Consider the following 26,110-nt stretch of genomic DNA (forward strand, 5'->3'; position numbering starts at 1 on the left):
GTAACCTTGCTGCCTTCCGTTCGATGTTCTGGACGACTTTCTGGAGTACCGCATGCAGTATCGCAAGCTGGGCCGCACGGGCCTGGAGGTGTCACGGCTGTGCCTGGGCGGCATGACCTATGGTGTGCCCGACCGGGGCAACCACCCCTGGACGCTGGACGAGGACCAAAGCCGCCCCCTGATCCGCCAGGCCGTGGAGGCGGGCATCAACTTCTTTGATACGGCCAACGTCTATTCGGACGGCACGGGCGAGGAGATCCTGGGCCGGGCACTCAAGGAGTTTGCGCGGCGCGAGGAGATCGTGATCGCCACCAAGGTGCACGGCCGCATGCGGCCTGGCCCCAACGGCGCGGGCCTCAGCCGCAAGGCCATCCTGCACGAGATCGATGCGTCGCTCAAGCGGCTGGGCACGGACTATGTGGACCTGTACCAGATCCACCGCTTCGACTACGGTGTGCCCATCGAGGAGACGCTGCAGGCGCTGCACGACGTGGTGAAGGCGGGCAAGGTGCGCTACATCGGCGCGTCGTCCATGTTCGCCTGGCAGTTCTCGAGCATGTTGCACGCTTCCAAGTCCAACGGGTGGACGCAGTTCGTGTCCATGCAGAATTACCTGAACCTGCTGTACCGCGAAGAAGAGCGCGAGATGCTGCCGCTGTGCGCCGACCAGGGCATCGCCGTCATCCCCTGGAGCCCCCTGGCACGCGGGCGCCTGACGCGCGACTGGAACGAGAGCAGCGAGCGCATGGAGAGCGACCAGTTCGGCAAGGGCCTGTTCGCGCGCACGGCCGATGCCGACCGCCAGGTGGTTGAGGCCGTGGCCCGCGTGGCGGCGGCGCGCGGCGTGCCGCGGGCCCAGGTCGCGCTGGCCTGGGTGCTCGCCAAACCCGGGGTGACGGCGCCCATCGTCGGCGTGTCCAGGCCTGGGCACCTCGACGATGCGCTGGCGGCGTTGGCCATCGAGCTCACCGCCGAGGAAATCGAGCAACTGCAGGCGCCTTACATTCCCCACCAGGTGGTCGGGTTCAGCTGAAGGGGCGCGCATGACCCCGCTACCATGCGCATGCCGCAGGGGCCTGTGCCCCAGCACACCAGGAGATTGTCGATGCAGCAACGCCACCTGGGAGCCCACGGGCCCCTGACCTCCGCCATCGGCCTGGGCTGCATGGGCATGAGTGAGTTCTATGGGGCGAGCGATGACGACAGCTCGCTGCGCACCCTGGCGCGTGCGCTCGACATCGGCGTGACCCATTTCGACACGGCCGACACTTACGGCCTGGGCCACAACGAATCGTTGCTGGGCCGCTTTATCGCCGCTGCCGGGCCGGCTGCGCGCGAGCGCATGGTGGTGGCCACCAAGTTCGGCATCGTGCGCCAGGCCGGGCAGTACGAGCGGCGCATCGACAACTCGCCGGCCTACATCCGCGAGGCGTGCGAGGCGTCACTGAAGCGCTTGGGGGTTGAACGCATCGACCTCTACTACTGCCACCGGCGCAACCCCGAGGTGCCCATCGAAGACGTGGTGGGTGCCATGGCCGGGCTGGTCGCGGCTGGCAAGGTGGGTGCCATCGGCCTGTCCGAAGTGTCGGGCGACAGCCTGCGCCGCGCCCATGCCGTGCACCCCATCGCGGCGCTGCAGAGCGAGTATTCGCTGTGGAGCCGGGGGCCGGAGGATGGCATGCTGGACCTTTGCGCTGAGCTGGGAACGGCCTTCGTCGCGTACAGCCCGTTGGGGCGCGCCTTTCTCACCGGCACGGTGGACGTGACGGCGCTGGCCGACAATGATTTTCGCAAGCACAACCCGCGCTTCGTGGGCGATGCCGAGGCCGCCAACCGGCAACTGGTGCAGGCGCTGGCTGCGTTTGCTACGGCGCGCGGTCTGGCCAGTTCGCAGGTGGCGTTGGCGTGGTTGCTTGCCAGGCAGCCGCATGTGCTGCCCATACCGGGCACGCGGCGCATCCAGTGGCTGGAGAGCAATGCCCATGCTGCCGAAGTACGCCTCGACTCCCCTGAAGTCGCCGAGCTGGATGCCCTGTTCGACCCTGCCAAGGTGGCCGGGGCGCGCTACCCCGATGCCGGCTTTGTCGGCATTGAGGGGTGATGTGGTGTCCCGCCATGCCGCGCTGTTGCTAGCCCTGGCCATGGTGACCGGCGGCGCGCACGCTGCCGATGGGGGCGTGCTGGCCGAGCCGATTCGGCCCAGGATCGACCCCGTGGTGAGCGCCGGGTTCGAGCGCATCGTGGCGCGCTGTCGGTTCATCTACACACAGCCCTTGCGGCCGCTGCAACGGGTGATGCTGCTCAAGGGCGACGATGCGCCCGCCACCTACGCGCTGGCGGGCATGTCGCACGAGCTGGTGATGACCTCGCACCCCGTACGGCCCTACCTGGGCCGGGTGATGCTGCGCTACGCCCTGGTGCTCAAGGACCCACCCGCGGACGCGCAGGCCCAGGCCGAGGAGGCCGAGTTCGGCACGCGCATCGTCGAGACCGTGAACTTTGCCTGGCAGGACCGGCGCTGGATTTTTCGCGGGACCACGGTGGCCCTGTTTACCGGCAGACACGACAGGCTCGATCTGCCGGTGGTGGACATGACTCCCGCAGAGAGCCGGGCCGAGCATGCGGCGGCGGTCAAGGCCTGCAGGCTGGGGAGCTGAGCGCCGGCCTCAGGTCCGCTGTGGAGTGCCCCCCTGGCCCGCGACAAGAGACAGGACGTGCCGGATGGACCGCACCGTGGCCTCTGCCGAATTCGGGAGCAGGGCGAGAACACGGTCCGAGTCGCGGATGTTTTCCACGGCAGCATGGAACTCCTGTAGCTGCCTTGCTTTCGCTTCGGCTGACGACATCCGTCGCGCGTACGCATGCCTGAAGCCTCGCTCTTTCCGGCGCATGCCGCGTCGAATTCCACCGAGGCCAGGTAGTTGAAGTCGCGCAGCAGTTGCGCCAGGGCCCTGGCCGCGGGTTTCTCGGCCTTGGAGAACAGGCGCGCCCCTTCCACCAGATCCAGGTCTGCGGCACGCGCCAGCATGAACACACGCTGCTCCAGCGTCAAAGAGGATTTCATGAGAGAGAGTGCAGGGGCTTTGGCAATGGAGCCAGGATTTTGGCGTTTCAGCCTGTCGCCAGGCACTGCCGCAAGAGCCCGCAATCGGCCTCACAATGTGCCTCGCACCACTTTTGGTGTCCACCGAATCCACGCTCCAGGTCTCGCCCATGCAAGCCGCCAAACTCCGCCAACGCCGGGGCGACCCGGATTTTGCCAACAGCGCTGCCGAAGCCATCGCGAAACTGCTTGTCTCTGGAGAACTGCGAGGTCCCCTGGACCTGAGAAGCATGGCCATCGAGACGGACAAGCCCATCGCTGGCTTGCCGGTGTTCAACCTGTTCCGCACCCATGTGTCCGAGGTCGATCTGTCATGCTCCCAGATCGAGGGTTCGATGTCAGAGGCCGTTTTTGACCAGCTCCACTTGGATGGGTCAAAGCTGAGCCATGTGCGGGCGGCGAAGACGGTCTTTCGTTCCTGCACGTTTGTCGGCGCAACGCTCCGCCTGAATGTGGATGACGCGCGTTTTGAATCGTGCAGTTTCCGTGATGCAAGTTTCATCGCGACGGCCTCTCTCAAGGAGTGGGGCGGGCGCCGCGCTTTCTTCACCCGGTGCGACTTCTCGGGCGCCCGCTTTCGGCGGCAGGAGTTCCGTGCCAGCACTTTCGAGAACTGCATTTTCGATGACTGTGTCTTTGACCAATGTGACTTGCGTGGCACCAGGTTTCTGGGCGAGTCGCCGCAGTTGGAGCAGTGCGTGGTCTAGGGCCGACCCGCCCCGATCATCCGGCAGCCCGTTCCGGCGCGAGGCGAAGGGCGGCCCCGGGTGCAGCAATCTGTTGGACGGCGATGCTGCCCGCCAGTCTTGCGCAGGCATCACCTTGGCGATGCAGCCGGGCTCGGGTAGATTGGGAACCGGAGGAGAAAAATTCAATGAAACCAACAAACCTGGAAGATCCACTGGCCGATGCGCCAGCGGAGCTGTTGGCGTTTTTGGACCAGGCGGCCAGCCTGCAGTCCAAACCGCTGGGCATTGCGGTGCTGGGCCGCGACGCCTGCCGTGAATACTCGCGGGCCGTGCGCGGCACGGCGTGGGGCGAAGCCCTGGGCCTGGTCGCGTTGGACGACGCCAACAACTCCATGCCGCACTGCTACGTGGTGCGCGGGCCTGCGGCCGGCATGGTGCTGCAGTTCAATCGCGTGGACGGGCAGGCACTGCGCTACCCGAGCCTTGCCGCCTTTGCATCGGCCCTGCGGGCGGCATTGGCAGACGGCACGCACATCGAAGACCTGGCGCCGGTCACCATTGCGCCTTCGGCGCGGCAGGCCGAAGTCGTGGCGCGCCTGCTGGGCGCAATGGCGCCCCGCGCGGACCAGGAGGCGTACGCCGACGCAGCCGCCACGGTGGAGCTGCTGCTGCCCCAGCTCAATCCTGACAACCTGCCTGTGCTGCAGGCGCTCGCCTCGGACACCGATTTCTACATCCGCGAGTACGTGGCCCTGTTCCTCAAGCGCCACGCCTGTCCTGCATACGAAGCCCTGGCCAGTCGCCTGGCCGAGGACGGCCATGGCCAGGTCGCACGGCCGGCAGCCGAAGCAGCCAAGGCGATCCGGCGCATGCTGGGCGAAGCCAGACGAGACGCGATCGCCCGCGCCAGGGCCGGGGCCGTTGATGTCCAGGTACGCCGCACCTAGTGTCCCGAGTTGGAAACTCGTTGAATAAATCTACCGACAATCCCCGCCATGCGTCGTTGCAAATGCTCGTCATGCGCCCGGCATGTCTGCGCTTTGCGCCTAGCCTGGCAGCGATTTCGGCAGATTTCTTTCTTCAACGAACTTCCAACTCAGGACACTAGTGCGCAGTGGCTTGCGATGCTTTCCATGCAATGGCTCCTCTGGACACTGGCTGCAGCCGCGCTGCTCGCGCTGGGCTTCTGTGCCACCATCGCGATCACTTTCTGGTCCGGCTTCCAGTTCAAGCGCTGCCCTGTCTGTCACAGCCGAAGGTCGCAGTTCCTTCGCTACGGCCGTCTGCATGCAGAGGAAGCCTTCAGCATCCATCGCTGCAAATCCTGCCTGGCCCGGTTCGTCATCGCGGATGGTGCAAGCCATCGGCTCGAAGGAAGCAAGTGGGCTCAAGAGGCTCCTCCATCCACGTGAGGCAATCCACAGCTTCCCGCCATTCCGGCGGGGCGCTCTGCTGCTGGCGCCTGGCGCCTACAGCCTTGTTGATCGATGCAGCAATCCGATGGGGTCGCCGCACAATCCCCGTATGTTCCCTGTGAAGACAATCGCAAATGGTCTATTACGAACTCATCGCCAGAGATCCTCAGTTGAGCTGCTACCTGTTCTCCGAGGACGACCCTCGCGGCAGGCGCGTGGTGCGCCCGCAGTACAAGCCGTTCGTTTGTCCGCGGTGTGGAAAAGTCGATGAGCTTCGTGCCCTGGCGCAGGCCGGGGTGCCGCAGATGACGTTCAGGTCGGGCAGAAGTGTGGTCTCCACTTGCGACGACTTCAAGCTGTGCGACCAGCGGTTCATCGATGGGCTCGGGGCTGCCGGCATCAGCGGTCTTGTGTTTCTTCCCCTGGATGCGCCACAGGGCTACTTCGTCGTGTTGCCAACCGCTCGTGCAAGCGTGGACGAGCCGACGGCGGGCATGGTGACCCATGGCGAGCGCTGTGTTCTGTGCGCAAGGTGGCGGGAGACCACGGTCGGACCACTGTGCGAGAGCATCGAGAAGCCGCCGGATGAACGGGCCATTTTTTCGCCCGCAGTCTGGTCCGAGTCGATCCTGGGAGTGCGCCCCATGTTTCTCTGTGCAGCGCCGGTGGCCAAGGCGATGTCGTCGCAGAAGTTCAGCGGCCTGGAATTGGCCAGGGCGTTCTGACCCATGCGGGCATGGGCAGCTACCTGGAATGCCCTCAAACCAATGCCGAGGCCATGTGATGGATGGCACCAGGCCCGGTGCGGTGGGGGAGGAGCGCGATGGCAAGCGCAAGCAGAGGGTGGGTCTGGGTACCGGATACCCCTCGTCCATCGCGCTGCGCAGGTACTTGTCAAAGGCAACAGTCCCCGCAGCGGGTCCGCCGGCGTCGCGCATCGCCGAGACACTGGAGCCCGCCTGGCGGGCTGTCCAATTTTTCCAGCGCCGCCCCCATCGCGTGTGGGATCGCCTGGCACTAACGTGGGGCTTTTGGATGGGCTGGGGCACGCTACATTTCTGCAGCATCGCCCTTTCGTTGAATTCCCATGGCACCTGTACCCTTCACCCTGACCCGCGCCGATTTTGCCGCGTTGCAGCAGCGCGCCGCTGCCCTTGGAAAGAGGCCAATCCGAGGGGGGCGCAAGCTCGGGGGCCTGCGTCTGATGGCTGCCAGGCTGCTGGTGTGGCTGGTGATTGCCACCGTGCTGTTCAGCATGTTCAAGGTGTTCGACTCGCCCTCGTTGGCGCCGCGTTACATTGCCTGTGGCGCCTTCGGCGCCGTGCTGGCCTTTGTGCTCGCGGCAGCTTGTGCGCCTTTGCTGGCACAGCGTGCGATTGCCGATGGTGGCTGGTTTCTTTCTCCCCAGAGCGTGGAGTTGTCGGAGGTCGGCGTGCTGCAGCAGGTCAAGGGAGGGTGCATGCAGTGGGAATGGTCGGCGTTCATGGCACGGGAGGAGAGCAGCACCATGCACTACCTGTTCATCGAGCCGGGGCAGTGCGTGCTTCTGCCGAAGGCCGCCTTGCGGCCAGAGGCGCATGCGCTCATCCGCCGGCATGTGCCCGCAAAGCCTGCCGCGGGACAAGCGGCGCCAGAGAACAGCGAAACCAGCCCTCCTGCAGCGCCTTAGGCCGGTGACGATCCCCTTCGAAATCGCAAACAGGTTCTTGGCCCGGGCCAGTTAGTTGCCCGCCTGAAGAACAGCCGCCTGGCAGGAGTTCGCGCCGCCACCCGCCTGCGGGCTCGCACTGCAGGCCGCTGCATCGTAGTGGCCCAGCAGCACGGGCAAGCCGGCAGCGGACATGATGGCTGTGGGGGCCCGGGTGGCGGTGGGCGTTGTGGTGGTTGTCGCTGTGGTCGTTGCCACCGGCGGCGGGGCGGCAGGGCCGTCACCGCTGACGGGGTCGATGGGATCTGGAGCGCTGCGGGTGTTCCAGGTGATCGCAGCATAGCCGGCGGCGTACTTGGGCATGTCGACGTCGATGGCGCCCTGGTAGGTCATGAGCGGGGCGCCGCTCAGCTGGCGCACATAGAGCCACTGGCCCTGGTCGGTGCTGCCGCGATGGGCATCGAGCTGGCCGCCCATGAAGCGCAGGCTGCCGCTGCCATCGTGCACGACGAACTGCTCGGCATCTTCCTTGACCAGGCGAGAGAACAAGGCCTCGACATGCTTGCCAGTTCGGGCGGCCTGGTATTCGGCATCGCTCAGTGGGGCCAGACGGACAGGTTCCTTGCCGTACCTCAGCACAAAGGCCGATTGGGTGGCGAGGGGGGCATACCCCGAGAGCAGGAGCGAGCGCGTGCCTGCGGGGATGAAGATCTTGAACTCCTTGTGGTGTTGCAGTTGGGTGCCGGTGAATTCGGTCAGCGGCAGGGAGCCTCCGCCCGGGAAGGCGCAGCCGCCGGTGCCGAAACCGATCGCGCAGCCCGTCACGCCGGTCGGGGCGTATTGCTCCTTGAACCCGACTTTGGTGTCAAAGGGGTAGGTGAAGCTGCCGGCTGCGGGGGGGAGTGGCGTTTTGTGCGGGAGCTGGTGAATCGACAGAAAGTTTGCAGCCTGTGCAATCGTGCTGAACGCCGCCAAAAATACCAGAAACAGGGACCTCATTGAAACACTCCAAAAATTACGCTCGGCAAACGCTGGCCGCCCCTGGCCGGCCCCACCCTGGGCATGAACTGCCATTCTTGGTGGGGGCCTCTGCTCATTGCTAAAGCGACGTCGGGGCGTTGAAGCGGCGCAGCGTACCCGAGGTTGAGAGGGGAGGGGGCGTTATCAAGGGGGCTATTCCCTTCAATTCGCAGGGTCACCCACCGCATGAATCGCATGGCCCATGCACTTCCGAAGGCGGGCGCAAAAGCGCCCCCGGCCCAGGGGTCGGGCCCGAAGCAGGGCTTTAAGGTTTGGTGCCTGCGGTAGCGGCCGCGCCGTCGTAATTCGCCTCCCGGTCCATCGCCGGCATGGCCACACCGGTATCGGCTGCGGTGCCGGTGGCGGGCGGGTCTTCTTCCTTCAGGGGCCGGGCCGCCAGCGAGTTTCTGCGCCAGCCGCCATAGCGGTAGTACAGCCCCGCCAGCACCACCGAGGTGACCGAGCCCAGCGGAAAGCTCCACCACACCGCCTCGGCGCCCCACGCATCCTGCAGGCCCCAGGCAAAGGGCACGCGCACCAGCAGCATGGAGATGAACAGGATGATGAGCGGCGGCAGCACCGCACCCGTGGCGCGCACCACGCCGAAGATCACGATGGTCACCCCGAACAGCACGAACGACCAGCTGGCCACGTTGTTGATGTGCACCGCCACGCCGATGGCGCCGCTGTCACCGGGCAGGAACAGGCCCAGCGCATAGCGGTCGGCCCCATACAGCAGCAACACCAGCGCGCCGGTGAGCAGCAGGTTGAACAGCACGCCCGCGCGCGCGATCTGCTCCACGCGGTCCCAGCGGCCGGCGCCCACGTTCTGCGCGGCCATGGACGAAACCGCCGCACCCGTGGCCAGGGCCGGCATCTGCACATAGGTCCACAGCTGCGCGGCCACGCCATAGGCCGCCGCCGTCTGCACGCCGTAGCCGTTGACCAGGCCCATCATCACCAGCGCGGCGGACGAGATGACGATCATCTGCAGCCCCATGGGCACGCCCTTGACCACGATGGTGCGCAACAGCTGCGGCCTGGGGCGAAAGTGCGAGAGCTCATGGCGCCCCGGCAGCAGCGGGTGGCGGCGCCGCGCCAGCAGCACCAGCAGGCCGGTGAAGCTGATGCCCTGCGCCAGCAGCGTGGCCAGGGCCGAGCCGGCGATGCCCAGGGCCGGCAGCGGCCCGGCGCCGCGGATCAAGAGCGGGTTCAAGGCCACGTCGATGGCGACCGACAGGGCCATGAAATAAAACGGCGTGCGCGAATCGCCCGAGCCGCGCAGCACGGCCATGGCGAAGGCAAACGAATTCATGATCGGCACCGCCACGAAGATCACGCGCAGGTAGGCTACGGCCGAGGGCAGGGCGGCCTCGGGCGTCTTGAGCAGGCCCAGGATCTCGGGAGTCCACACCCAGCCGGCGGCCGCTATCAGCGCCGATACGGCCAGGAAGAAGGTGGCGCCCGTACCCACCACGCACTTGGCGCGCTCGATGTCGCGCGCGCCGTAGGCCTGCCCGATGAGGATGGTGGCTGCCATGGACACGCCGAACACCGCGCCCAGCAGCAAAAAGAGCACCAGGTTGGCGTTGGAGGTGGCCGTCAGCGCCTCTTCGCCCAGCAGGTTGCCGATCCAGATCGCGTTGACCGAGCCGTTGAGCGACTGCAGCACGTTGGCGCCCAGCACCGGCAGCGCAAAGGCGATCAGCGTGCGGGCGATGGGGCCCTGGGTGAGGTCGCGGTTGGGGGCTCGGCGGGGAGGTGGGGTATTCATTGGCGGGGCGTGGGGTGCAGGCAGTCTACGTGCTGGCGTGCCCGTGCGCGTAGGACGTCGCCGCCAGGATGATCTTATTCCAGCACGAGCGCACGGAGGCCGGCGCAGGCTTGGCGGCCTTTTGGGGCAAGGGCCGGACCTTCCCAGGGAGCCTGTTGAACCCCGCGGTCCTTGCAGCCGTGGTACTGGTGCGCAAGGTCAATCAACTGGGTCTGCTGGAGGACACGGAAGCGTTACGCGCCTCGTTGACGATGGGCGGAGACCGAGGGGCGTTCGATGGCTGATGGCGCTGTGACGACGTGCTTGTATCAAGGGCGGAGGCCGGGTCTCGGCCCGGCGGCCGAGGCACTTGTTCTTTGCGTCGCCAAAGAAAAGTGCCCAAAAGAAAGGCGACCCCGCTGCCCGTGTCCCCCTCGCCCGAGGGGCGAGGGGGCAGCCTGCGATGCTCGGGCCTGGGGTGCACCGCGGAACTCGCTGCGTTCGGCCTTCGGCCAAACTCCGCTCGAACAACCGCGGTGAGTCAGTTCACGATGCGCGTGTCCTTCGGCACGCGCTCACCCCAGGCCCTGCGCTTCTCGGCACGGTCAGAAGGGGGTGGGAACGGGCTCCACTCGGGCCATTGCTTCGCTCGGCCCGAGGCGCCATCGCTGCGCTCGGCCTGGGCAGAGTGATCGCGCCCAACATGTCGGCAGCGCGCAGCGCGTAACCGACACCCGGCGCAGCTGCGAAGCAGCAGCCGTCTTTGTCCCCGCTCCCCACCCCTGCTGGACGCAGACTGGGGGTCGTCTTCTCTTTGGTGACTTTCTCTTGACGACTCAAGAGAAAGTTACTGCGCCGCCGGGCGCACATCCCGGCCCCCGCCCTCGACACAAAAACACCAGCCCCCATCGACCACGAGCGGCGACAGCAAGCTCAAGCATCAAGCATTCAAATGCCGCACACCTGCGCCAATCCATCGCCGCCACATGAAAGGAATGCTCAACCAGCCACCGCACAGCCATCGGCATCGCAGACCGCGTCTCCTGGACGAGAACCTCCGACAGGCGCGGCGCTGGGTGAAGCCGTCCCAGCCCGAGCCTCGGCACCTGGCTCGGCCACCAACTGCGCCACCAGCGCCCCCACGCGCATATCGTCGATGCGCCCGAAGTGGTTCAGCCGCAGCCGTCCCATCCGGTCGATCAGCAGCAAGCTGGGCGTGCCGCGCAGGCCATAGGCCTGCATGGTGCGCGGAATGGGCCCGCTGGTGCCCGGCATGTCGATGCCGATCGGGAAGGGGAGCCGGTACTCGTGCGCAAACGCTTTCAATGCCTGGGGCGTCATCACCGTATGGTGCTCGAACACCGAGTGCAGCCCCAGCACCGCCACGTCGCGCTCGTCGAAGGTCGCGCGCAGGGCTGCGGCCTGGGGCAGGCCATGGGCCACGCAGCCGGGGCAGAGCATCTGGAAGGCGTGGATGACCACTACCTTGCCGCGCAATTCCTGCAGCGTGATCGGCGCATCGGCGTTCAGCCACTGCGCGATCTCCAGTTCGGGCGCCAGCCCGGTTGCGTGGTCGTCCATGGCGGTCTCCTTATCGGCGCAGCGCGACGGATGGGAAATCCACCGGCACCGCAAACGCCACGTTCACGTAGTTGGTGAACAGATTGAGCGCCACATGTGCCACGATTTCCACCACCTGGCCGTCGCTGAAGCCGGCGCTGCGCAGGGCCTGCACATCGGCCTCGGACACCTGGCCGCGGGCTTCCACGAGCTTCAGGGCAAAGGCCAGGGCGGCGGCGGTGCGCGGGTCGTCGGACTGGCCGGTCTGCGCGGCGCCCATCTCGGCGGCGCTGGCGCCGGCCTTGCGGCCCAGGGCGGTGTGGGCGGCCAGGCAGTAGTGGCAGTCGTTGCGGTTGGCCACGGCCACGGCGATCTTCTCGCCGAGCTGCGTGTCGATGCTGCCGCCATTGCCCAGCGCGCCGAAGAAGCCCCACAGGGCGTTGAGCGCAGCGGGCGACTGGGCCACCGTGCGGAACATGTTGGGCGTGGCACCAAAGGCGCCGTGGATGGCGTCGAGCGTGCCGGCGACGCTGGCGGGGGCGGATGCGCGGTCGATCAGGGGGATGCGGTTCATGGTGATGGCTCCTGTGTCAGGGTTGAGGTGGTGAGAAAAAAGGGAGAGAAGGGAGGTGCAGCTGCAACACCGTGGAATGAAGTTTCCATCGCAACGCAGTAAAATATGGTGCGATGAGTCCATAAAACATGCCTTTTCGTCCTGAATTGACCGCTCCGCCATGAATGTCCCGCTGCCGCAACCCGTCGACCGGCTGTCTGCCTTGCTCGAGCGCTTTCGCCTTCGCGCCCACCTGTTCCATGCCGGGCCGCTGTGCGGCGTCACGCACTTCGCGGCGCAGCCGGGGCGGGGCTTTCTGCATGTGCTGCGCAGCGGCGAGATGGAGGTGACGCACCGTGCGCGCGGCGTCAAGCGCCGGCTGCAGGTGACCGAGCCCACGCTGCTGTTCTACCCACGCCCGCTGGCGCACGACTTCCACAACGCGCCGGTGGACGGGGCCGATTTCGTCTGCGCCACGCTCGACTTCGACGGCGGCGACAGCCACCCGCTGGTGCGCGCGCTGCCGCCGCTGCTGGTGCTGCCGCTGCGCGAGGTGGATGGGCTCGAGCACACGTTGGCACTGCTGTTTGCCGAGACCGAACGCCTGCGCTGCGGCCAGCGCCTGCTGGCCGACCGCCTGTTCGAGGTGCTGGTGATACAGCTTTTGCGCTGGCTGCTGGACCACACGGGCGAGACCGAGTTGCCCGCGGGTCTGCTCACCGGCCTGGCCGAGCCGCGCCTGGCGCGCACCCTGGTGGCCCTGCACGAGCGCCCCGAGGCCGACTGGACGCTGGACACCATGGCCGCGCAGGCCGGCATGTCGCGCAGCGCGTTCGCCGCCGCCTTTCGCACCCACGTGGGCCAGCCGCCCGCAGACTACCTGGCCCAGTGGCGCATGGCCATCGCGCAGACCTTGCTGCGCCAGGGCACCTCGGTCAAGGCCGCGGCCGACCAGCTGGGCTATGCCAGCGCCTCATCGTTCTCACGCGCGTTCACGCAGGTGGTGGGGCAGGCGCCGCGCAGTTGGGTGCAGGGGCTGCAGGGGTAAGCCGCGGCGCTGGTGCCAAAGGCCAGCAGGAGCAAAGCTGCCACTGCTAGACTTGCCGCAGCTCTGCCCGATCGGCGCCTGGTCTCGGTCACTTTGGGAGCGACATCGCAAGCCAGGGTATTGCGGGCGCAACTTATCGGCCTGGCGCTACTCCCATCTTCACGGGCTGGCCATGGTGGCTGGCGGGGTGGTCACGCCATGAACGAACTTGCGCTCCTTGAGGGCCTGGGCCTGCAGATGCCCAGCCCGGCCTATCTCATCGGCTCGCTCGTCTTCAGCCTCATCGGCTGGATCGTGTGGCGCCGCGGGCGCCGGCAAACGCGGCCGGTGCTGACCTGGAGTGGGGCGGTGCTGATGTTCTACCCGTACTTCGTCACCCGCGCATGGCTGCTGTGGGGCTTGGGCCTGGCCCTGTGCGCCTGGGTCTACCTGCAGTGGGAGTGACTTCGCTTGGAAATGCCGGCTGGCGCTGGCCCGCGGTGGCTGGGCCCCGCCCTCAGCAGAACACCAGCGCCAGCAGGGCGGGGTCGTCCATGAGGTTCAGCAGGGCGTAGTCGGCCCAGCGGTAGGCCAGAAACAGCGTTTGTTCGATCCAGTGGTCCAGGGGCATGGGCGGAGATTATCCCTGTGTTCACCTGCTGGCCTCCATGCCGAGGGGGATGTCTACCGCGGCGGGGCGCCTTGCTGGCCGGGGGATTCGCCATCCGCCCTTGCCAGCAGCACGGCAAGAAGGTCTGGCAGCTCGCGCACTTCTGCGTCGTCGTCCTCCTTGTCAGTAGCACTGTTCGCACTGTTGGCGCCGTGGGCCCGGGAGAAGCGCCACGGCTCGCCAGGCCCCAGGCCATGCAGATGCAGCACCTCACCGGATTCCAGCCACAGTGCCGGGGCCAGCACCTGGCAGCCGGCGGCGGTGCAGGCGGCTGCCGCGTCGCGCCCGGCCTCGGGGGCGAACTCTGCCTCCCAGCCCAGCAGCAAGGTGGTGGCGTCCACTCGTTGCAGGGCTTCGGGCCCGGCGAAGGGCGCGAGCGCCAGGATATGAGGGGCGGTGCTTTCAGGCTGGGCCACGGTGCCCCGAAGGGTGTTCTCCACGGCGCGCGAATGCGCGGGTGTGGCGCTGCGGGCCAGGCAAAAGAAGCCGGTGCCGATGGGGCCGGATGATGCGTCTGCCAGCGCTGGCGCCTGTGCTGAATCGGAATTGCCGGGGCCTGCGCTGTCATCGCCCGCCGCTTCGTCTGCGTCGTCATCCCATTCTTCGCGCCGTGGTATGTGCTTCACGACGAGCACACCTTGCTCCAGCCGCAGGCGCTGGCCCGCCAGGATGGCCTGGTAGACGGCGTCCAGCAGCGCCAGCAGGTGGGGCCCCAGCTGGCGCTGGAAGTAGCGGGTGCAAAAGAGCACGACGTGGCTGTCCTGGTAGATGGCGGGTTGTCGGACCTTGCCACTGAACAGGTCGGTGGCCAGGGTGTGAATGCTTTCCATGTCCCGCCCCATGCCGACGAACTGGTCCACGCCCTCCCAGCAGTCGCTCACCATGCAGTTGTCCAGGCTCTCGTCGTGGCAGGCGCGCGAGAGAAAGCGGGAGAACATGTCGCCGCACAGGTACTGGAACGAGGTGGCAGGGATCACCTGCGCCAGCGTGCGCACCAGGCACCGCATGCGCAGGAATACCTGCGGGCCGGGGTGCCGCAGCCGGGTGCCGTCGAAATAGCGCACCAGCTCGATGGCCATATCGGTGAGCGACTGTGGCCGGTAGTGCCGGAGGATGGCGGCGAAGGCCTCCTCGCTGACCACGGGCGAGGCCAGGCACAGGTAGGCGTGGACGTAGGTACCCAGCGGGTTGATGCGCCCGGCGGGGTCGCGCAGCGCTCCTATGCGCTCGTCGCGCGATTCGATCTGCCCTTCGAGGCACAGGCGCTTGAGCGCAGGGGCGAAGGTTTTTTTCTTGAACTCGCCTAGCTCCACGTTTTCAAGCAGGTCGGTGTACAGCTGCTGGCGCGCTTCGGTGCAAAGTGCGGCGTCCGGGGGATAGATTTGAATGAAGTCCTGCGCCATGAACTGGGTGCGCTGTCTGTCAGCCTGTGTGTTGCCTGAGGAGAGCCGCCCCGCATCTGCTGGGTGGGGGCCGTTTGAGAGGTGGTGTGCGTTGGGCTCTTTGGCAGAGCGCCCAGGAATTTTAATCAGCGGCCCCCAGGCGTGGCTTGACAAGTTGTCAAGCGGGGTGGCGCGCTGCAAGGCGTTGCAGCGGGCCGTGGCAGCCCGTATGGATGCCGGCCTGCTGCCGGGGCCCGGGCGGGCAACTGCTAAAGTGGTCTGCCGGGCGCTGCCTGGGTGGCAGACGGATAGGTCCTTTCGCCGCCATCGCCATCATTGTGGTTTTCTTTTGTTGTCTGTTCCTTTTTCATGAGCCTGATCCAACCCCTGCCCCCCGGCCCGCTCGACATCGTGGGCGACATCCACGGCGAGTACCAGGCGCTGGTGCAGTTGCTCGGCCACCTGGGCTACGACGGCGAGGGCCGGCATGCCGATGGGCGCACGCTGGTCTTCGTGGGCGACTTCTGCGACCGGGGCCCGGACAGCCCGGCCGTGCTGGCGCTGGCGCAGCGCCTGGTGCAGGCGAGCCGCGCGGTGGCGGTGCTGGGCAACCACGAGATCAACCTGCTGCGCGAAGATGCCAAGGATGGGTCGGGCTGGTTCTTCGATGCGCGCATGGTGCGCGACCACGACAAGTACGCCCCCTCGGCTCGGCCCACGCCCGCGCAGCGCCACTCCATCGTGGAGTTTCTGTCGGTGCTGCCTGTCGGGCTGGAGCGCGAGGACCTGCGCGTGGTGCATGCCGCCTGGCAGGAGGTGCAGATCGATGCGGCGCGCCTGCTGCCCCTGGGGTCGGCGCGCAGCGAGTACGACCACTGGGAGCATGCCGCCAGCCGCCAGGCGCGCGAGACCGCGCTGGAGCAGCGCATGGCGCAGGAGATGGAGCACTGGCTGCACGGGCTGGAGAACAACCTGCACCAGCCGCCGTTTCTGCACGCGCATGCCGAGAACGAGGCCAACAAGCAGATGCTCAACCCGCTCAAGGTGCTGACCTCGGGCGTGGAGAGCACGGGGCGCTCGCCCTTCTTCGCGGGCGGGCGCTGGCGCTTTACAGAGCGCCAGGCCTGGTGGGACGCCTACACCGACGACGTGCCCGTGGTGGTGGGCCACTACTGGCGCCGCCTGCGCCCCATCGACCGCAGCGTGGTGGGCAAGGGCGATGCGGACCTGTTTGCCGACACCCATCCGCTGGCCTGGCATGGCCAGCGCGGCAACGTGTTCTGCGTGGATTTTTCGGCCGGTGGGCGCTGGGCCGAGCGCAAGGCGGGCAAGGTGGTGGGGCATGACTTCAAGCTGGCGGCCTTGCGCTGGCCCGAGCGGGTGCTGCAGTTCGATGATGGGGCGGTGCAGGCAACGCAGGGCTTCGGGATACCGGGCAGCCCGTAGCCGGTGCCTGCCGAACGGCCAGCGGTTGCTGGCCATCGCGCGCGCAGAGCGCCATCATTCATGCATCGCCGCGAAGTCGCCGGATGCAGGCCACCAGAAACCCGGCGGCTGCGAGCATGCAGGCCAGGCCGGGGCCGTACTTGCCCAACGCGAGGTAGGTCAGGCCCAGAATCGCGCTCAGCCATTTGCCGCCCGACATCACCTCATCGGGGTGCGCGAGGTGCCAGGCACCGATGCCCGCGAACATGGCTGCAAGGAGCAGGTACCCCAGCCAGGCAAGCGGGTGGGGCGGTTGTTCTTCGGGTGGCTGGGTGCTCTTGGTGCTGCCAGCCGGTTGGAGGCGGGGTGTTTTGGCTGCGCGCCTGGCGTCCCGGATGGCCATGGCGGGGACCAGCACCATGGAAATCAGCACGAAGACGATGAGCAATCCAAGGATGAGGTAGGTCGCCATGGTTGTTCCTGCTTATCTTTTTGCGCTGTTCAGCTTTGCTCTGTTCTGTTCTGTTCTGTTCGTCGCTATTGGACGCGGGGCGACGTTACCACGTGGGTTTGTGGGGGTTGTGATTTTGGGCGGAGGCACGGTCGTTTGCTGATCCAGTGCAGGAGCGGCGGCGTGTGTTTTGGTGGCTTTGGTGGTTGGTCGATGGGCGGAGGCCGGGATGTGCGCCCGGCGGCGCACCTACTTTCTTTTGCGTCGCCAAAAGAAAGTAGGCAAAGAAAAGGCGACCCCCAGTCTGCGTCCCCCATCGCCCTGGCGGGCGATGGGGGCAACCTGCGATGCTCGGAGCTGGGGTGGTGCCGATGAACTCGCTGCGTTCCCCCTGCGGGTGAACTCCGCTCAGACAGCATCGGCAAGCTAGACAACGAAGTGCATGTGTCCTTCGGCACACGCACCCACCCCAGCTCCTGCGCTTCTCGGCGCAGCCAGCAGGGGTGGGGAGCGGGGTCCACACGGCTGCTGCTGCGCAGCTGCGCCTGGGGTCGGTTCGCGCTGCGCGCTGCCGACGCGAGTGGCGCGAGCGCTCTGGCGAGCCGAGCGCAGCGACGGCGCACCGGGCCGAGCGAAGCAATGGCCCGAGTGGAGCCCGCTCCCACCCCCTTCTGACCGTGCCGAGAAGCGCAGAAGCTGGGGTGGCGCGTGTGCCGCAGGACACACGCGCTTCGTCATCTGACTCGCCGCAGATGTCTGAGCGGAGTTCGAAGAACGCAGCGAGTTGCGAGGCGCACCCCAGCTTCGAGCATCGCAGGCTGCCCCCTCGTACGCAGTGCGAGGGGGACACGGGCAGCGGGGTCGCCTTCTCTTTGGTGACTTTCTCTTGGCGACGCAAGAGAAAGTTACTGCGCCGCCGGGCGCACACCCCGGCCCCCGCCGTCAACAAAGGCATGAAGCAGCCAGAGTGGACAAGCCGAAGAAATGCGTAAACCCTCACCCCGCACCGCGCGTTGAAGCCAGGGGCCAACCAACAACCAAACCGAGGGACCAACCCACATGACCGCAACGGCGAACGCGACGAGCACCAGCACCACCAGCAGCAGCAAGAAAAAAGCCCTGGCCTTCGCAGCGGCCATCGCCGTGGCAGCCGGCGCGGCCATCTACGCCTCCCCCTACTGGGCCCTGCACTCTCTGTCCAACGCCGTACGCGACAAAGACGCTGCCAAGGTGTCCGAGTACGTGGACTTCGTGCTGCTGCGCGACTCGGTCAAGGAGCTGCTGGCCGCGCGCATGGATGCGGAGATGAAGACCCGTGGCGTGCCCGCCGACAACGTCTTCGGCAACCTGGCGCAGACCTTCGTGAAGAGCATGCTCACGCAGGCCATCGACGCCATGGTCTCCCCATCGGGCGTGGTAAGGCTGCTGCGGGGCAGTCCTGCGGGTGGGGCGCCGGTGGCCGCACCGCCATCCTCCACGGGCGGTGGTGGCGCTGAGCGCACCAACGGCAGCACCAGGCCGCGCTTTCATGTGGACTACCGCGACTACTCGACCGTGCACGTGAGCTCCGAGGGGCGCGAGGTGGGCTTCGTCTTCCACCGCTATGGCCTGCTGTCGTGGAAGATGGTGGCCATCAACGGGACACTGCTGGACAAGCCCGGGGCGGACTGACGGCCACGGGGCGGGGTGGGGTGCCGCCCCGCCTGGTCGCCATGTCCCCGCGCACCCCTCAACCCCGTGCCTTGAGAGGTCTTGCTGGCCGAGCTGTCATTTACTGCCAATAGAATGGCGGTAAATGACATTCTCCAGATCCGAAGCTTCCCGCATGATGGTCGCCCGCACAGCCGCCCGGCTGTTCGCCGGCCAGGGCGTGGCTGCCACCAGCGGCGGCGACATTGCTGCAGCGGCCGGTATCTCGGAGCGCACGGTGTGGCGGTACTTTCGTAACAAAGAGAGCTGTGTCGAGCCCCTGTTCGCGCAGACCTGGCAGCGCTTTGCGCGCGAGCTGCGCTGCTGGCCGCGCCACCTGGCACTGGAGCCCCACCTGGCCGACCAGTTCGCGCTGGACCGGCACACGCCCGAGGAGATTGCGGACATGGTGCTGGTGGTGCGGCTGATTGCCGCGCTGCCTGATGAGCCCGACCTGCGCTCCATCTGGCTGCATTCGTACCACGATGGCGAAGGGGAGATGGCGGCCCTCATCGGCGACCGGCTGGGCCGTTCGCACCATGATTTCGAGGTGCGCCTGTGCGCTGCCGCGGTGATGGGCGCCGTGCGCACGGTGGACGAGGCCATCAGCCGCGCCGCGGTGCGCGATGGCCAGGCCTTCACCACGGAGCAGGTGGTCGCGCAGATGGCGCGGGCCATCCGCGCGGTGAGCAACCTGCCGTTCTGCGACCCGGTGGCGGCAAGGCCGTTCGGAGATGCTGCCATGCCGTCGCCCCACAAGAAACCCCCGGCACCGATGCCACGCAAGGCAGCGCCCCCCAAGGCAAAAGAAAAAGCCCCCGCTGCAGCTGCCAGGCGCACACCGAGGTGAGTGCGCAGACAACCCGCTGAACAGGCGCCTGGCCAGCCGATCAACGGCTGACCGGCTTCCCTGTCACCCCTCATTTTTCCGAACAGCCTTCAACTTTCTCCCATGCCCATTTCCAAGAAAACACCCTTGCGCATCGGCCTCGCCGTGCTGGCGCTGGCCGCTGCCGGCGCTGTTGTGAAGTGGCAGTTCTTCCCTGCCAAGCCGGCCAACAGCTTCATCACCGCCACAGCCGCCACCGGCGACCTGGAGGACACGGTGCTGGCCAGCGGCACCTTGCAGGCCTTCAAGCAGGTGAGCGTGGGCGCGCAGGTGTCGGGGCAGATCAAGTCGCTGAAGGTGGCGCTGGGCGACAACGTGAAGGCCGGCCAGTTGGTCGCCGAGATCGACTCCCTGACGCAGCAGAACACGGTGCGCAATTCCGAGGCGGCGCTGGCCACGGCGCAGGCCAACCTGCGTGCGCGCCAGGCCTCGCTGTCGCAGGTGGAGCTGGCCTACAAGCGCCAGCAGCAACTGCGCGCGGCCGATGCCGGCCCCCAGGCCGACCTGGAGGCGGCCGAGGCCACCTGGCGCACCACGCTGGCCGATATCGACGCCCTGAAGGCGCAGATGCAGCAGGCGGCCATTGCCGCCGACACGGCCAAGGTGAACCTGGGCTACACGCGCATCGTCGCGCCCATCGACGGCCAGGTGGTGGCCCTGGTCGCGCAGGAGGGGCAGACCGTGAACGCCAACCAGGCCGCGCCCACCATCATCAAGCTGGCCAAGGTGGACACCATGACTGTCAAGGCCCAAATCTCCGAGGCCGACGTGACCCGCGTCAAGCCCGGGCAGAAGGTGTACTTCACCATCCTGGGCGAGCCTGACCAGCGCTACCAGGCCACGCTGCGCGCGGTGGAGCCCGCGCCCGATTCCATCGCCAACGAGTCGTCCCAGTCCAGCGCCGCTGCCACCAGCAACGCCACGGCCACCGCCATCTACTACAACGGGCTGTTCGACGCGCCCAACCCCGACGGCAAGCTGCGCATCTCCATGACGGCGCAGGTCTACATCGTGCGGGCCGAGGCCAAGGGCGTGGTCACCATCCCGTCGGCCGCGCTGGGTGCGCGCAACGCCGATGGCACCACCACCGTGCGCGTGGTCGACGCCGAGGGCAACGCCGCGCCGAGGCAGGTGAAGATCGGCCTGAACAACAACGTCAACGCCCAGGTCACCGAGGGCCTGGCCGCTGGCGAAAAGGTGGTGCTGGGCGATGGCGCCAGCGCCCCATCGGCCACCAACCCGGGCCGCATGCGCGGCGGCCCGCCACGGCAGTGAGCGGGGCCATGCAGGCCATGCAAGGCAAGGCACACGACACCAGCGCGGTGGCAGAAACAACAGCAACAGCAGCACCGCAGCCCCTGCTCGACCTGCGCGGCGTGACGCGCGAGTTCCCGGCCGGCGATCAGGTGTTGGCCGTGCTCAAGGACGTGAATCTGACCATCCACGCCGGCGAGATGGTGGCCATCGTCGGGCAGTCGGGCTCGGGCAAGTCCACGCTGATGAACATTTTGGGCTGCCTGGACACGCCCACGCGCGGCAGTTACCGCGTGGACGGGCGCGAGACCGGGCAACTGGCGCCCGACGAGCTGGCCGAGCTGCGGCGCGAGCACTTCGGCTTCATCTTTCAGCGCTACCACCTGCTGTCGGACCTCACGGCACAGGGCAATGTGGAGGTGCCGGCCGTGTACGCGGGCCGCACACGCGCGCAGCGGCATGATCGCTCGGCGGCGCTGCTGGCGCGCCTGGGCATGGCCGACCGCATGCACCACACACCGGGCAAGCTCTCGGGTGGGCAGCAGCAGCGCGTCTCCATCGCCCGCGCGCTGATGAACGGCGGCCGCGTGATCCTGGCCGATGAGCCCACCGGCGCGCTGGACACGCACTCAGGCGCCGAGGTGATGAAGATCCTCGAAGAGCTGCACGCCGAGGGCCACACCATCATCATTGTCACGCACGACATGGGCGTGGCTGCGCACGCGCAGCGCGTGATCGAAATCCGCGACGGTGCCATCGTGGGCGACACGCGGCGCGAGGGTGCGCCCGTACCCGGCAGCGGTGCCGGCCGGCCCGCCAGCCGCGCACCCACAGGGCTTGTTGCGCGGCTGTCGGCCTTTGGCGACCGCTTTCGCGAGGCCTTCCACATGGCGCTCTTGGCCATGAACGCGCACCGGCTGCGCACCTTCCTGACCATGCTGGGCATCGTCATCGGCATCGCCTCGGTGGTGTCGGTGGTGGCGCTGGGCGCGGGCACGCAAAAGAAGGTGTTGGCCGACATCAGCGCCATCGGCACCAACACCATCGAGGTGTTCTCGGGCTCGGGCTTCGGCGACGTGCGCTCTGCCGCCGTGCGCACCCTGGTGCCGGCCGATGCCGACGCCCTGGCCGCCCAGCCGTATGTGGACAGCGTCACGCCCAACCTCAACGCCGCGGCGCGGCTGCGCTGGCGCAATGTGGAGCTGACCGGCACGGTCAACGGCGTGGGCGAGCAGTACTTTCGCGTGAAGGCGGTGAAGCTGGCGCAGGGCACGGTGTTCGACGCCAGCGCCGTGCAGGAGCGCCAGCAGGTCGCGGTGATCGACGACAACACCCGCGCCAAGCTGTTCCCCAACCTGCCCAATCCGGTGGGCGAGGTGGTGCTGCTGGGCAGCGTGCCGGTGCGCGTGATCGGCGTGGCCGCCAAGAGCGACAACGCCTTCGGCAACAGCGAGGCGCTGAACGTGTGGGTGCCCTACACCACGGCCATGGGCCGCATCGTGGGGCAGAACTACCTGCGCAGCATCACCGTGCGCGTGGCCGACACCGCCCCCATGGCCGCGGCGGAGCAGGGCATCAACCAACTGCTCAAGACACGCCACGGCCGCGAGGACTTCTATGTGCTGAACACCGACAGCATCCGCCAGACCATCGAGACCACCACGCAGACGCTGACCCTGCTGGTCGCGTCCATCGCCGTCATCTCGCTCATGGTGGGCGGCATCGGGGTGATGAACATCATGCTCGTGTCGGTGACCGAGCGCACCCGCGAGATCGGCGTGCGCATGGCCGTGGGCGCGCGCCAGGGCGACATCCAGCAGCAGTTCCTCATCGAGGCGGTGCTGGTGTGCCTGCTGGGCGGTGGCCTGGGCATCGCCATCGCGCTGGGCCTGGGCGCGTTGATCACCAGCGTGGCGCCGGTTGTGCCGCTGGCGTTCTCGGTGAGCTCCATGGTGTGGGCGTTCGCCTGTTCCACGCTGATCGGCGTGGTCTTCGGCTTCCTGCCGGCGCGCAGCGCGGCGCGGCTCAACCCCATCGATGCGCTTGCACGCGACTGATGAACATGAAGGACCGACTGCACGTGACGACCATCAAAAACTACTCCTTCGCCCTGGTTCCCCTGGCGCTGGCCCTGCTGCTGGCTGGCTGCGCCGGCACGCGCACGGCCTACCAGGCGCCCGGTGCCACCGTGCCTGCCGCCTGGCAGCAGCAACAGCCTTCGGCGTCAGCCACTGCCCAACTGCCCGACCAGTGGTGGCGCCAGTTCGGCGACCCCGCGCTGAGCCAGGTGGTCGAATTGGCCCTGGCCCGCAACAACGACCTGGCCGCCGCCGCGCTGCGCGTACGCCAGGCGCAGCTGCAGGCCGGCATTGCCGCCACGGCGCTGGCCCCCACGGTGGCGGGGCGCCTGTCCAGCAGTGCATCGCGCCGGCTCGAAGGCGGCAGCAACGCCACGGCGCGCAGCAGCGGCGCATCGCTGTCGGCCAGCTACGAGGTGGACCTGTGGGGCCGCGTGGCCAGCACGCGCGACGCGGCCGAGTGGGCCGCCCGCGCCAGTGCCGAGGACCGCGAGGCCGCCGCCCAGGCCCTGGCCGGCACGGCCGCAGGGCTGTACTGGCAACTGGCCTACCTGAACCAGCGCGTGGGCAGCGGCGGCGACAGCCTGGCCTATGCCCTGCGCACGCAGGAACTGGTGCGCGCGCAGTACGACGCGGGCGCGGTGTCGGCGCTGGAGCTGCGCGAGGCCGAGCAGACGGTGGCCAGCCAGCGCGCCGCCCTGGCCCAGCTGGAGCAGCAGCGCGTGGAAACGCGCAACGCCATCGCCGTGCTGATGAACGCGCCCCCCGGCGCCACCACGCTGGCCGAGGTGCTGCCCGCCGAGCCCCAGCGCCTGCCCGAAGCCGCCTTGCCCGCCGTGGCCGCAGGCGCCCCCGCCGAGCTGCTGGCCCGCCGCCCCGACCTGCGCGCCGCCGAGGCCCGCCTGCGCAATGTGCTGGCCAGCGGCGACGCCACCCGCGCCAGCTACTACCCCGCGCTCAGCCTCACGGGCGAGCTGGGCACGTCGAGCACCTCGCTGCTGCGCCTGCTCTCCAACCCCGTGGCCAGCCTGGGCGCGGGCCTGAGCCTGCCCTTTTTGCGTGCACAGGAGATGAAGCTTTCGGGCCAACTGGCCACTGCACAGTACGAGGAGGCGGTCACCAACTTCCGCCAGGCCTTGTACACCGCCTTCGCCGACGTGGAGAACGCCCTCTCGGCCCGCACCCAGCTGCTGCGCCAGGGCGAACAACTGGCCCTGCAACTGACCGCCGCCCGCGAGGCCGAGCGCCTGTACGAGGTGCGCTACCGCGCCGGCTCCACGGGCCTGCGCACCTGGCTGGACGCGCAGCAGCGGCGCCGCACCGCGGAGCTGGCGGTAGAGGAGAACCGTCTGGCGCAGCTCAATGCGCTGGCGGTGGTGTACCGGGTGTTGGGGGGCGGGGTGGGGCCGGCGGTGCCCTAGCCTGGCTGCCCCGGAAAGCTTTCCACCTTTTCCGAGAACGCCACCCACGCGCGCCGCCGCTGCGTCCATATCTGCCGCTGGGGCGTGCCCAGCTCGTCCCGCTGTTTGAGTACCCCGGTGCGCAGCGAATAGGCCGTCGGCGCTTGCTCCGCGCAGGCATACAGGGGCGTGCCGCAGTGTTCGCAGAAGGCCAGCAGCCGCCGGGCGCCGCTGTCTGCCGTCTTCACATAGGTGCGGGGCGTGCCCTGCAGCAGCCGAAAGCTGGCCGCAGGCGCGGAAATGTTGGCGCGGAAGGCAGAGCCCGAGTGGATCTGGCAGTCCGTGCAGTGGCAGATGGTCATGCTGCCCGGCTGAACCTCGGCTTCGTACGCGATGGCGCCGCAATGGCATTGGCCTTGAACTTTCACGGGGGTTCTCCTGGTGGGCTGGCCATTTTGCCCCGGCCGCGCGCTTGCATGGCCACCTGCGCCGCCCGATAGTTCCCCGCTGGTTCAGGCGAAAAAGCCCGTTTCCACCGCCTTGCACCCGCCACTGGGGCTGGCCGGCGTGGCTGAAAATACCGGGGCCATTCTGCGTACCAGACCCTTGCCAGCCCGCCAACCACCGTACGCCGACCTTTGTGAACGATGCAAGCTGCGGGCACCCGATCACACCATCTGCTGGAAACATGCCCGTGCGCCGCTCTGCCCTGACCCTCGCCTTCATCGTCTGGAATGCCCTGGGCGCTGTTGCCCACGCTGGCGACCGGTGCCGGGGAGACTGCCAGGGCGCAGGGCTGGCGGTGCTGATCCTCATGCCGCTGCCCATCATCTTTGCCTACTTCTGGGGCCGCCGCACGGATGGGCCCGACCTGGGCCAGATCCTGGCCTACGTCATCCAGGGCGGCATCATCGGCCTGTGCGCGGCGTATGCGCTGCTGGGCCTGGGGGCGCCGCGCTGGGGTGCGTGGATGGCGATCGGCGTGGCCGAGTACGCCATTTTCGCGGCGCGCATTCACCCCCGGCGGCATGTGAAGGCCTAGTGTCCCGAGTTAGAAATTCGTTGAATAAATCTACCGACAATCCCCGCCATGCGTCGTTGCAAATGCTCGCCATGCTCCCAGCATGGCTGTGCTTTGCGCCTAACCTGGCAGCGATTTCGGCAGAATTCTCTCGTCAACGAACTTCCAACTCGGGACACTAGCGTTCGGGCTTGCCGGCCAGCAACGAGCGCTCCAGTTCTGCCTCCAACTGGTCCAGCGCCAAGCGCGTCTCGCTGCCTTCGATCCAGGCCACTTCACGTTCGCAATCCACCCAGGCCGCCAGGCAGGGGCGTGGCTGGTCTCCCGGGTACTTGCGCAGGGCGATGCGCACCTGGCTGCCTGTCCAAGTGGAGCCATCAGCAGACCAGGAAGAGGCCACAGGTTTGAAGAGCACCCGGCCGCTGTTCAGGTCGCGCACCTGCGGGGTCAACACCCAGTGGGAGTTGCGCGCCTCCCAAGGGTCGACCTGGAGCGCGAACCGTCCGTCTGCCGAAGTCGATTGGTGCTCGTATGCCACTGGGCGTTCTCCTTGCGTTGCTGTGCCATGGGCCGATTCTGGCCGATGGCCATGCCAGCAGGCCCGCCGGGCAGCGCAGGGAGCGGAAGCGGCGGCTGGCGTCAGGTGGCGGCTGCCACCCATTGCCACGGCCCCTTGCCGCCGTACAGGTAGTTGCGCACGGCCTGCGCCGAGTTGCCGACGGCGGACATGGCTTCCAGGAGGTCGGCTTCCGAGCAATCAAGCGATTGCATCCATTCGGCCAAGCCGCTCTCCCGCGTGGCGATGATGGGGTGGGGATCAGCGAGGGCGATTGTCTGGCGGCGTGGCATGGCGGCTCCTTCATGGGGGGAAGGGGGTACGCATCTCGGGGGCTGGTGGTGAATGGTCGCGAACGACGCGGCCTGGCCTCGTAGGAAAAGCACCCGTTCGGGTTACGGCAGCGGGCAATTTCTGGCTTGTTCGGTGCGCGCCCGCGTGCTTTGATCAACCGATGGCCAAGTACGACAAAGGGCAAGAAGCGCCGCCACCCACCATGCCCATCCGGCGGCTGGTAGCGCTGGCCG

The 26,110-nt window shown here is 67.6% G+C and carries 27 protein-coding genes; 17 read left to right on the forward strand and 10 right to left on the reverse strand.

The features are described 5' to 3' along the window. Nucleotides 1–52: 52 nt before the first annotated feature. The 5 genes from ACSQ3Y_RS14400 (at nucleotide 53) to ACSQ3Y_RS14420 (ending at nucleotide 4,739) form a co-directional block, all read left to right on the forward strand. Entirely contained in the window at nucleotides 53–1,033 is a 981-nt protein-coding gene (locus ACSQ3Y_RS14400) for an aldo/keto reductase (protein WP_057269240.1), read from the forward strand. Nucleotides 1,034–1,105: 72 nt separating this feature from the next. Further along, the gene (locus tag ACSQ3Y_RS14405; RefSeq protein ID WP_436177781.1) at nucleotides 1,106–2,101 is read left to right on the forward strand and encodes an aldo/keto reductase; all 996 of its coding nucleotides are present in this window, start codon (nucleotides 1,106–1,108) and stop codon (nucleotides 2,099–2,101) included. Nucleotides 2,102–2,105: 4 nt separating this feature from the next. Next, on the forward strand, nucleotides 2,106–2,657 hold the full coding sequence (locus ACSQ3Y_RS14410; protein ID WP_436177782.1) for a hypothetical protein: 552 nt from the start codon (nucleotides 2,106–2,108) through the stop codon (nucleotides 2,655–2,657). 556 nt (nucleotides 2,658–3,213) lie between these two features. Beyond that, a complete protein-coding gene (locus tag ACSQ3Y_RS14415; protein WP_436177783.1) occupies nucleotides 3,214–3,810 on the forward strand; it encodes a pentapeptide repeat-containing protein in 597 nt (198 codons plus the stop codon). 167 nt (nucleotides 3,811–3,977) lie between these two features. Beyond that, complete coding sequence (locus ACSQ3Y_RS14420) at nucleotides 3,978–4,739, forward strand: hypothetical protein (RefSeq protein ID WP_436177784.1); 762 nt, start codon at nucleotides 3,978–3,980, stop codon at nucleotides 4,737–4,739. Between the two features lie 99 nt (nucleotides 4,740–4,838). On the opposite strand, the gene ACSQ3Y_RS14425 is transcribed toward ACSQ3Y_RS14420, so the two are convergent. Next, the gene (locus ACSQ3Y_RS14425) at nucleotides 4,839–5,183 is read right to left on the reverse strand and encodes a hypothetical protein (protein ID WP_436177785.1); all 345 of its coding nucleotides are present in this window, start codon (nucleotides 5,181–5,183) and stop codon (nucleotides 4,839–4,841) included. A 158-nt stretch (nucleotides 5,184–5,341) separates the two neighbouring features. Here ACSQ3Y_RS14425 and ACSQ3Y_RS14430 point away from each other — a divergent pair, with 158 nt between their 5' ends. Both ACSQ3Y_RS14430 and ACSQ3Y_RS14435 read left to right on the forward strand, forming a co-directional pair. Further along, complete coding sequence (locus ACSQ3Y_RS14430; protein ID WP_436177786.1) at nucleotides 5,342–5,932, forward strand: hypothetical protein; 591 nt, start codon at nucleotides 5,342–5,344, stop codon at nucleotides 5,930–5,932. 362 nt (nucleotides 5,933–6,294) lie between these two features. Next, on the forward strand, nucleotides 6,295–6,876 hold the full coding sequence (locus ACSQ3Y_RS14435) for a YcxB family protein (protein WP_436177787.1): 582 nt from the start codon (nucleotides 6,295–6,297) through the stop codon (nucleotides 6,874–6,876). 51 nt (nucleotides 6,877–6,927) lie between these two features. On the opposite strand, the gene ACSQ3Y_RS14440 is transcribed toward ACSQ3Y_RS14435, so the two are convergent. Next, complete coding sequence (locus tag ACSQ3Y_RS14440; RefSeq protein WP_436177788.1) at nucleotides 6,928–7,854, reverse strand: hypothetical protein; 927 nt, start codon at nucleotides 7,852–7,854, stop codon at nucleotides 6,928–6,930. A gap of 286 nt (nucleotides 7,855–8,140) precedes the next feature. After that, on the reverse strand, nucleotides 8,141–9,649 hold the full coding sequence (locus tag ACSQ3Y_RS14445) for an MATE family efflux transporter (protein ID WP_057200896.1): 1,509 nt from the start codon (nucleotides 9,647–9,649) through the stop codon (nucleotides 8,141–8,143). Nucleotides 9,650–9,717: 68 nt separating this feature from the next. Between ACSQ3Y_RS14445 and ACSQ3Y_RS14450 the strand changes: the two genes are divergently transcribed. Continuing rightward, nucleotides 9,718–9,933, forward strand: a complete 216-nt coding sequence (locus ACSQ3Y_RS14450) for a hypothetical protein (RefSeq protein ID WP_436177789.1) — start codon at nucleotides 9,718–9,720, stop codon at nucleotides 9,931–9,933. A 694-nt stretch (nucleotides 9,934–10,627) separates the two neighbouring features. Here the strand turns inward: ACSQ3Y_RS14450 and ACSQ3Y_RS14455 are convergent. Together ACSQ3Y_RS14455 and ACSQ3Y_RS14460 are read right to left on the reverse strand one after the other, a co-directional pair. Next, complete coding sequence (locus ACSQ3Y_RS14455) at nucleotides 10,628–11,209, reverse strand: peroxiredoxin family protein (protein ID WP_057269245.1); 582 nt, start codon at nucleotides 11,207–11,209, stop codon at nucleotides 10,628–10,630. A gap of 10 nt (nucleotides 11,210–11,219) precedes the next feature. Continuing rightward, complete coding sequence (locus ACSQ3Y_RS14460) at nucleotides 11,220–11,762, reverse strand: carboxymuconolactone decarboxylase family protein (RefSeq protein WP_057269246.1); 543 nt, start codon at nucleotides 11,760–11,762, stop codon at nucleotides 11,220–11,222. A 160-nt stretch (nucleotides 11,763–11,922) separates the two neighbouring features. Here ACSQ3Y_RS14460 and ACSQ3Y_RS14465 point away from each other — a divergent pair, with 160 nt between their 5' ends. Both ACSQ3Y_RS14465 and ACSQ3Y_RS14470 read left to right on the forward strand, forming a co-directional pair. Then, the gene (locus ACSQ3Y_RS14465; RefSeq protein ID WP_436177790.1) at nucleotides 11,923–12,789 is read left to right on the forward strand and encodes an AraC family transcriptional regulator; all 867 of its coding nucleotides are present in this window, start codon (nucleotides 11,923–11,925) and stop codon (nucleotides 12,787–12,789) included. Between the two features lie 198 nt (nucleotides 12,790–12,987). Continuing rightward, entirely contained in the window at nucleotides 12,988–13,233 is a 246-nt protein-coding gene (locus tag ACSQ3Y_RS14470; protein ID WP_057200891.1) for a hypothetical protein, read from the forward strand. A 219-nt stretch (nucleotides 13,234–13,452) separates the two neighbouring features. On the opposite strand, the gene ACSQ3Y_RS14475 is transcribed toward ACSQ3Y_RS14470, so the two are convergent. Next, a complete protein-coding gene (locus ACSQ3Y_RS14475) occupies nucleotides 13,453–14,841 on the reverse strand; it encodes a hypothetical protein (protein ID WP_436177791.1) in 1,389 nt (462 codons plus the stop codon). Nucleotides 14,842–15,189: 348 nt separating this feature from the next. On the opposite strand from ACSQ3Y_RS14475, the gene ACSQ3Y_RS14480 reads away from it, so the two are divergent. Continuing rightward, a complete protein-coding gene (locus tag ACSQ3Y_RS14480) occupies nucleotides 15,190–16,266 on the forward strand; it encodes a metallophosphoesterase (protein WP_436177792.1) in 1,077 nt (358 codons plus the stop codon). Between the two features lie 58 nt (nucleotides 16,267–16,324). Here the strand turns inward: ACSQ3Y_RS14480 and ACSQ3Y_RS14485 are convergent, their stop codons facing one another. Next, nucleotides 16,325–16,717 carry a hypothetical protein gene (locus ACSQ3Y_RS14485; RefSeq protein WP_436177793.1) on the reverse strand — a complete coding sequence of 131 codons (393 nt, stop codon included), beginning with the start codon at nucleotides 16,715–16,717 and terminating at the stop codon, nucleotides 16,325–16,327. A 1,038-nt stretch (nucleotides 16,718–17,755) separates the two neighbouring features. On the opposite strand from ACSQ3Y_RS14485, the gene ACSQ3Y_RS14490 reads away from it, so the two are divergent. The 5 genes from ACSQ3Y_RS14490 (at nucleotide 17,756) to ACSQ3Y_RS14510 (ending at nucleotide 24,027) form a co-directional block, all read left to right on the forward strand. Continuing rightward, a complete protein-coding gene (locus tag ACSQ3Y_RS14490; protein ID WP_436177794.1) occupies nucleotides 17,756–18,367 on the forward strand; it encodes a DUF2939 domain-containing protein in 612 nt (203 codons plus the stop codon). Between the two features lie 154 nt (nucleotides 18,368–18,521). Continuing rightward, entirely contained in the window at nucleotides 18,522–19,235 is a 714-nt protein-coding gene (locus ACSQ3Y_RS14495; RefSeq protein WP_436177795.1) for a TetR/AcrR family transcriptional regulator, read from the forward strand. A 102-nt stretch (nucleotides 19,236–19,337) separates the two neighbouring features. After that, nucleotides 19,338–20,549: an efflux RND transporter periplasmic adaptor subunit gene (locus ACSQ3Y_RS14500; protein ID WP_057200885.1), complete on the forward strand. Its 1,212-nt coding sequence runs from the start codon at nucleotides 19,338–19,340 to the stop codon at nucleotides 20,547–20,549. Between the two features lie 17 nt (nucleotides 20,550–20,566). Continuing rightward, on the forward strand, nucleotides 20,567–22,585 hold the full coding sequence (locus ACSQ3Y_RS14505; protein WP_436180120.1) for a MacB family efflux pump subunit: 2,019 nt from the start codon (nucleotides 20,567–20,569) through the stop codon (nucleotides 22,583–22,585). Nucleotides 22,586–22,608: 23 nt separating this feature from the next. Further along, a complete protein-coding gene (locus ACSQ3Y_RS14510) occupies nucleotides 22,609–24,027 on the forward strand; it encodes an efflux transporter outer membrane subunit (protein ID WP_436177796.1) in 1,419 nt (472 codons plus the stop codon). Here ACSQ3Y_RS14510 and ACSQ3Y_RS14515 read toward each other — a convergent pair. After that, nucleotides 24,024–24,434, reverse strand: a complete 411-nt coding sequence (locus tag ACSQ3Y_RS14515) for a GFA family protein (RefSeq protein WP_057200884.1) — start codon at nucleotides 24,432–24,434, stop codon at nucleotides 24,024–24,026. The two genes, ACSQ3Y_RS14510 and ACSQ3Y_RS14515, sit on opposite strands and share 4 nt — an antisense overlap. A gap of 266 nt (nucleotides 24,435–24,700) precedes the next feature. On the opposite strand from ACSQ3Y_RS14515, the gene ACSQ3Y_RS14520 reads away from it, so the two are divergent. Further along, nucleotides 24,701–25,048: a hypothetical protein gene (locus tag ACSQ3Y_RS14520; RefSeq protein WP_436177797.1), complete on the forward strand. Its 348-nt coding sequence runs from the start codon at nucleotides 24,701–24,703 to the stop codon at nucleotides 25,046–25,048. Nucleotides 25,049–25,205: 157 nt separating this feature from the next. On the opposite strand, the gene ACSQ3Y_RS14525 is transcribed toward ACSQ3Y_RS14520, so the two are convergent. Together ACSQ3Y_RS14525 and ACSQ3Y_RS14530 are read right to left on the reverse strand one after the other, a co-directional pair. After that, on the reverse strand, nucleotides 25,206–25,565 hold the full coding sequence (locus ACSQ3Y_RS14525; protein ID WP_436177798.1) for a hypothetical protein: 360 nt from the start codon (nucleotides 25,563–25,565) through the stop codon (nucleotides 25,206–25,208). A 101-nt stretch (nucleotides 25,566–25,666) separates the two neighbouring features. Next, on the reverse strand, nucleotides 25,667–25,876 hold the full coding sequence (locus ACSQ3Y_RS14530) for a DUF3606 domain-containing protein (RefSeq protein WP_057200881.1): 210 nt from the start codon (nucleotides 25,874–25,876) through the stop codon (nucleotides 25,667–25,669). Nucleotides 25,877–26,110: the final 234 nt, after the last annotated feature.

Origin of the sequence: Acidovorax sp. LjRoot66, from assembly GCF_964253305.1 — a bacterium.
Classification (GTDB): Bacteria; Pseudomonadota; Gammaproteobacteria; order Burkholderiales; family Burkholderiaceae_C; genus Acidovorax.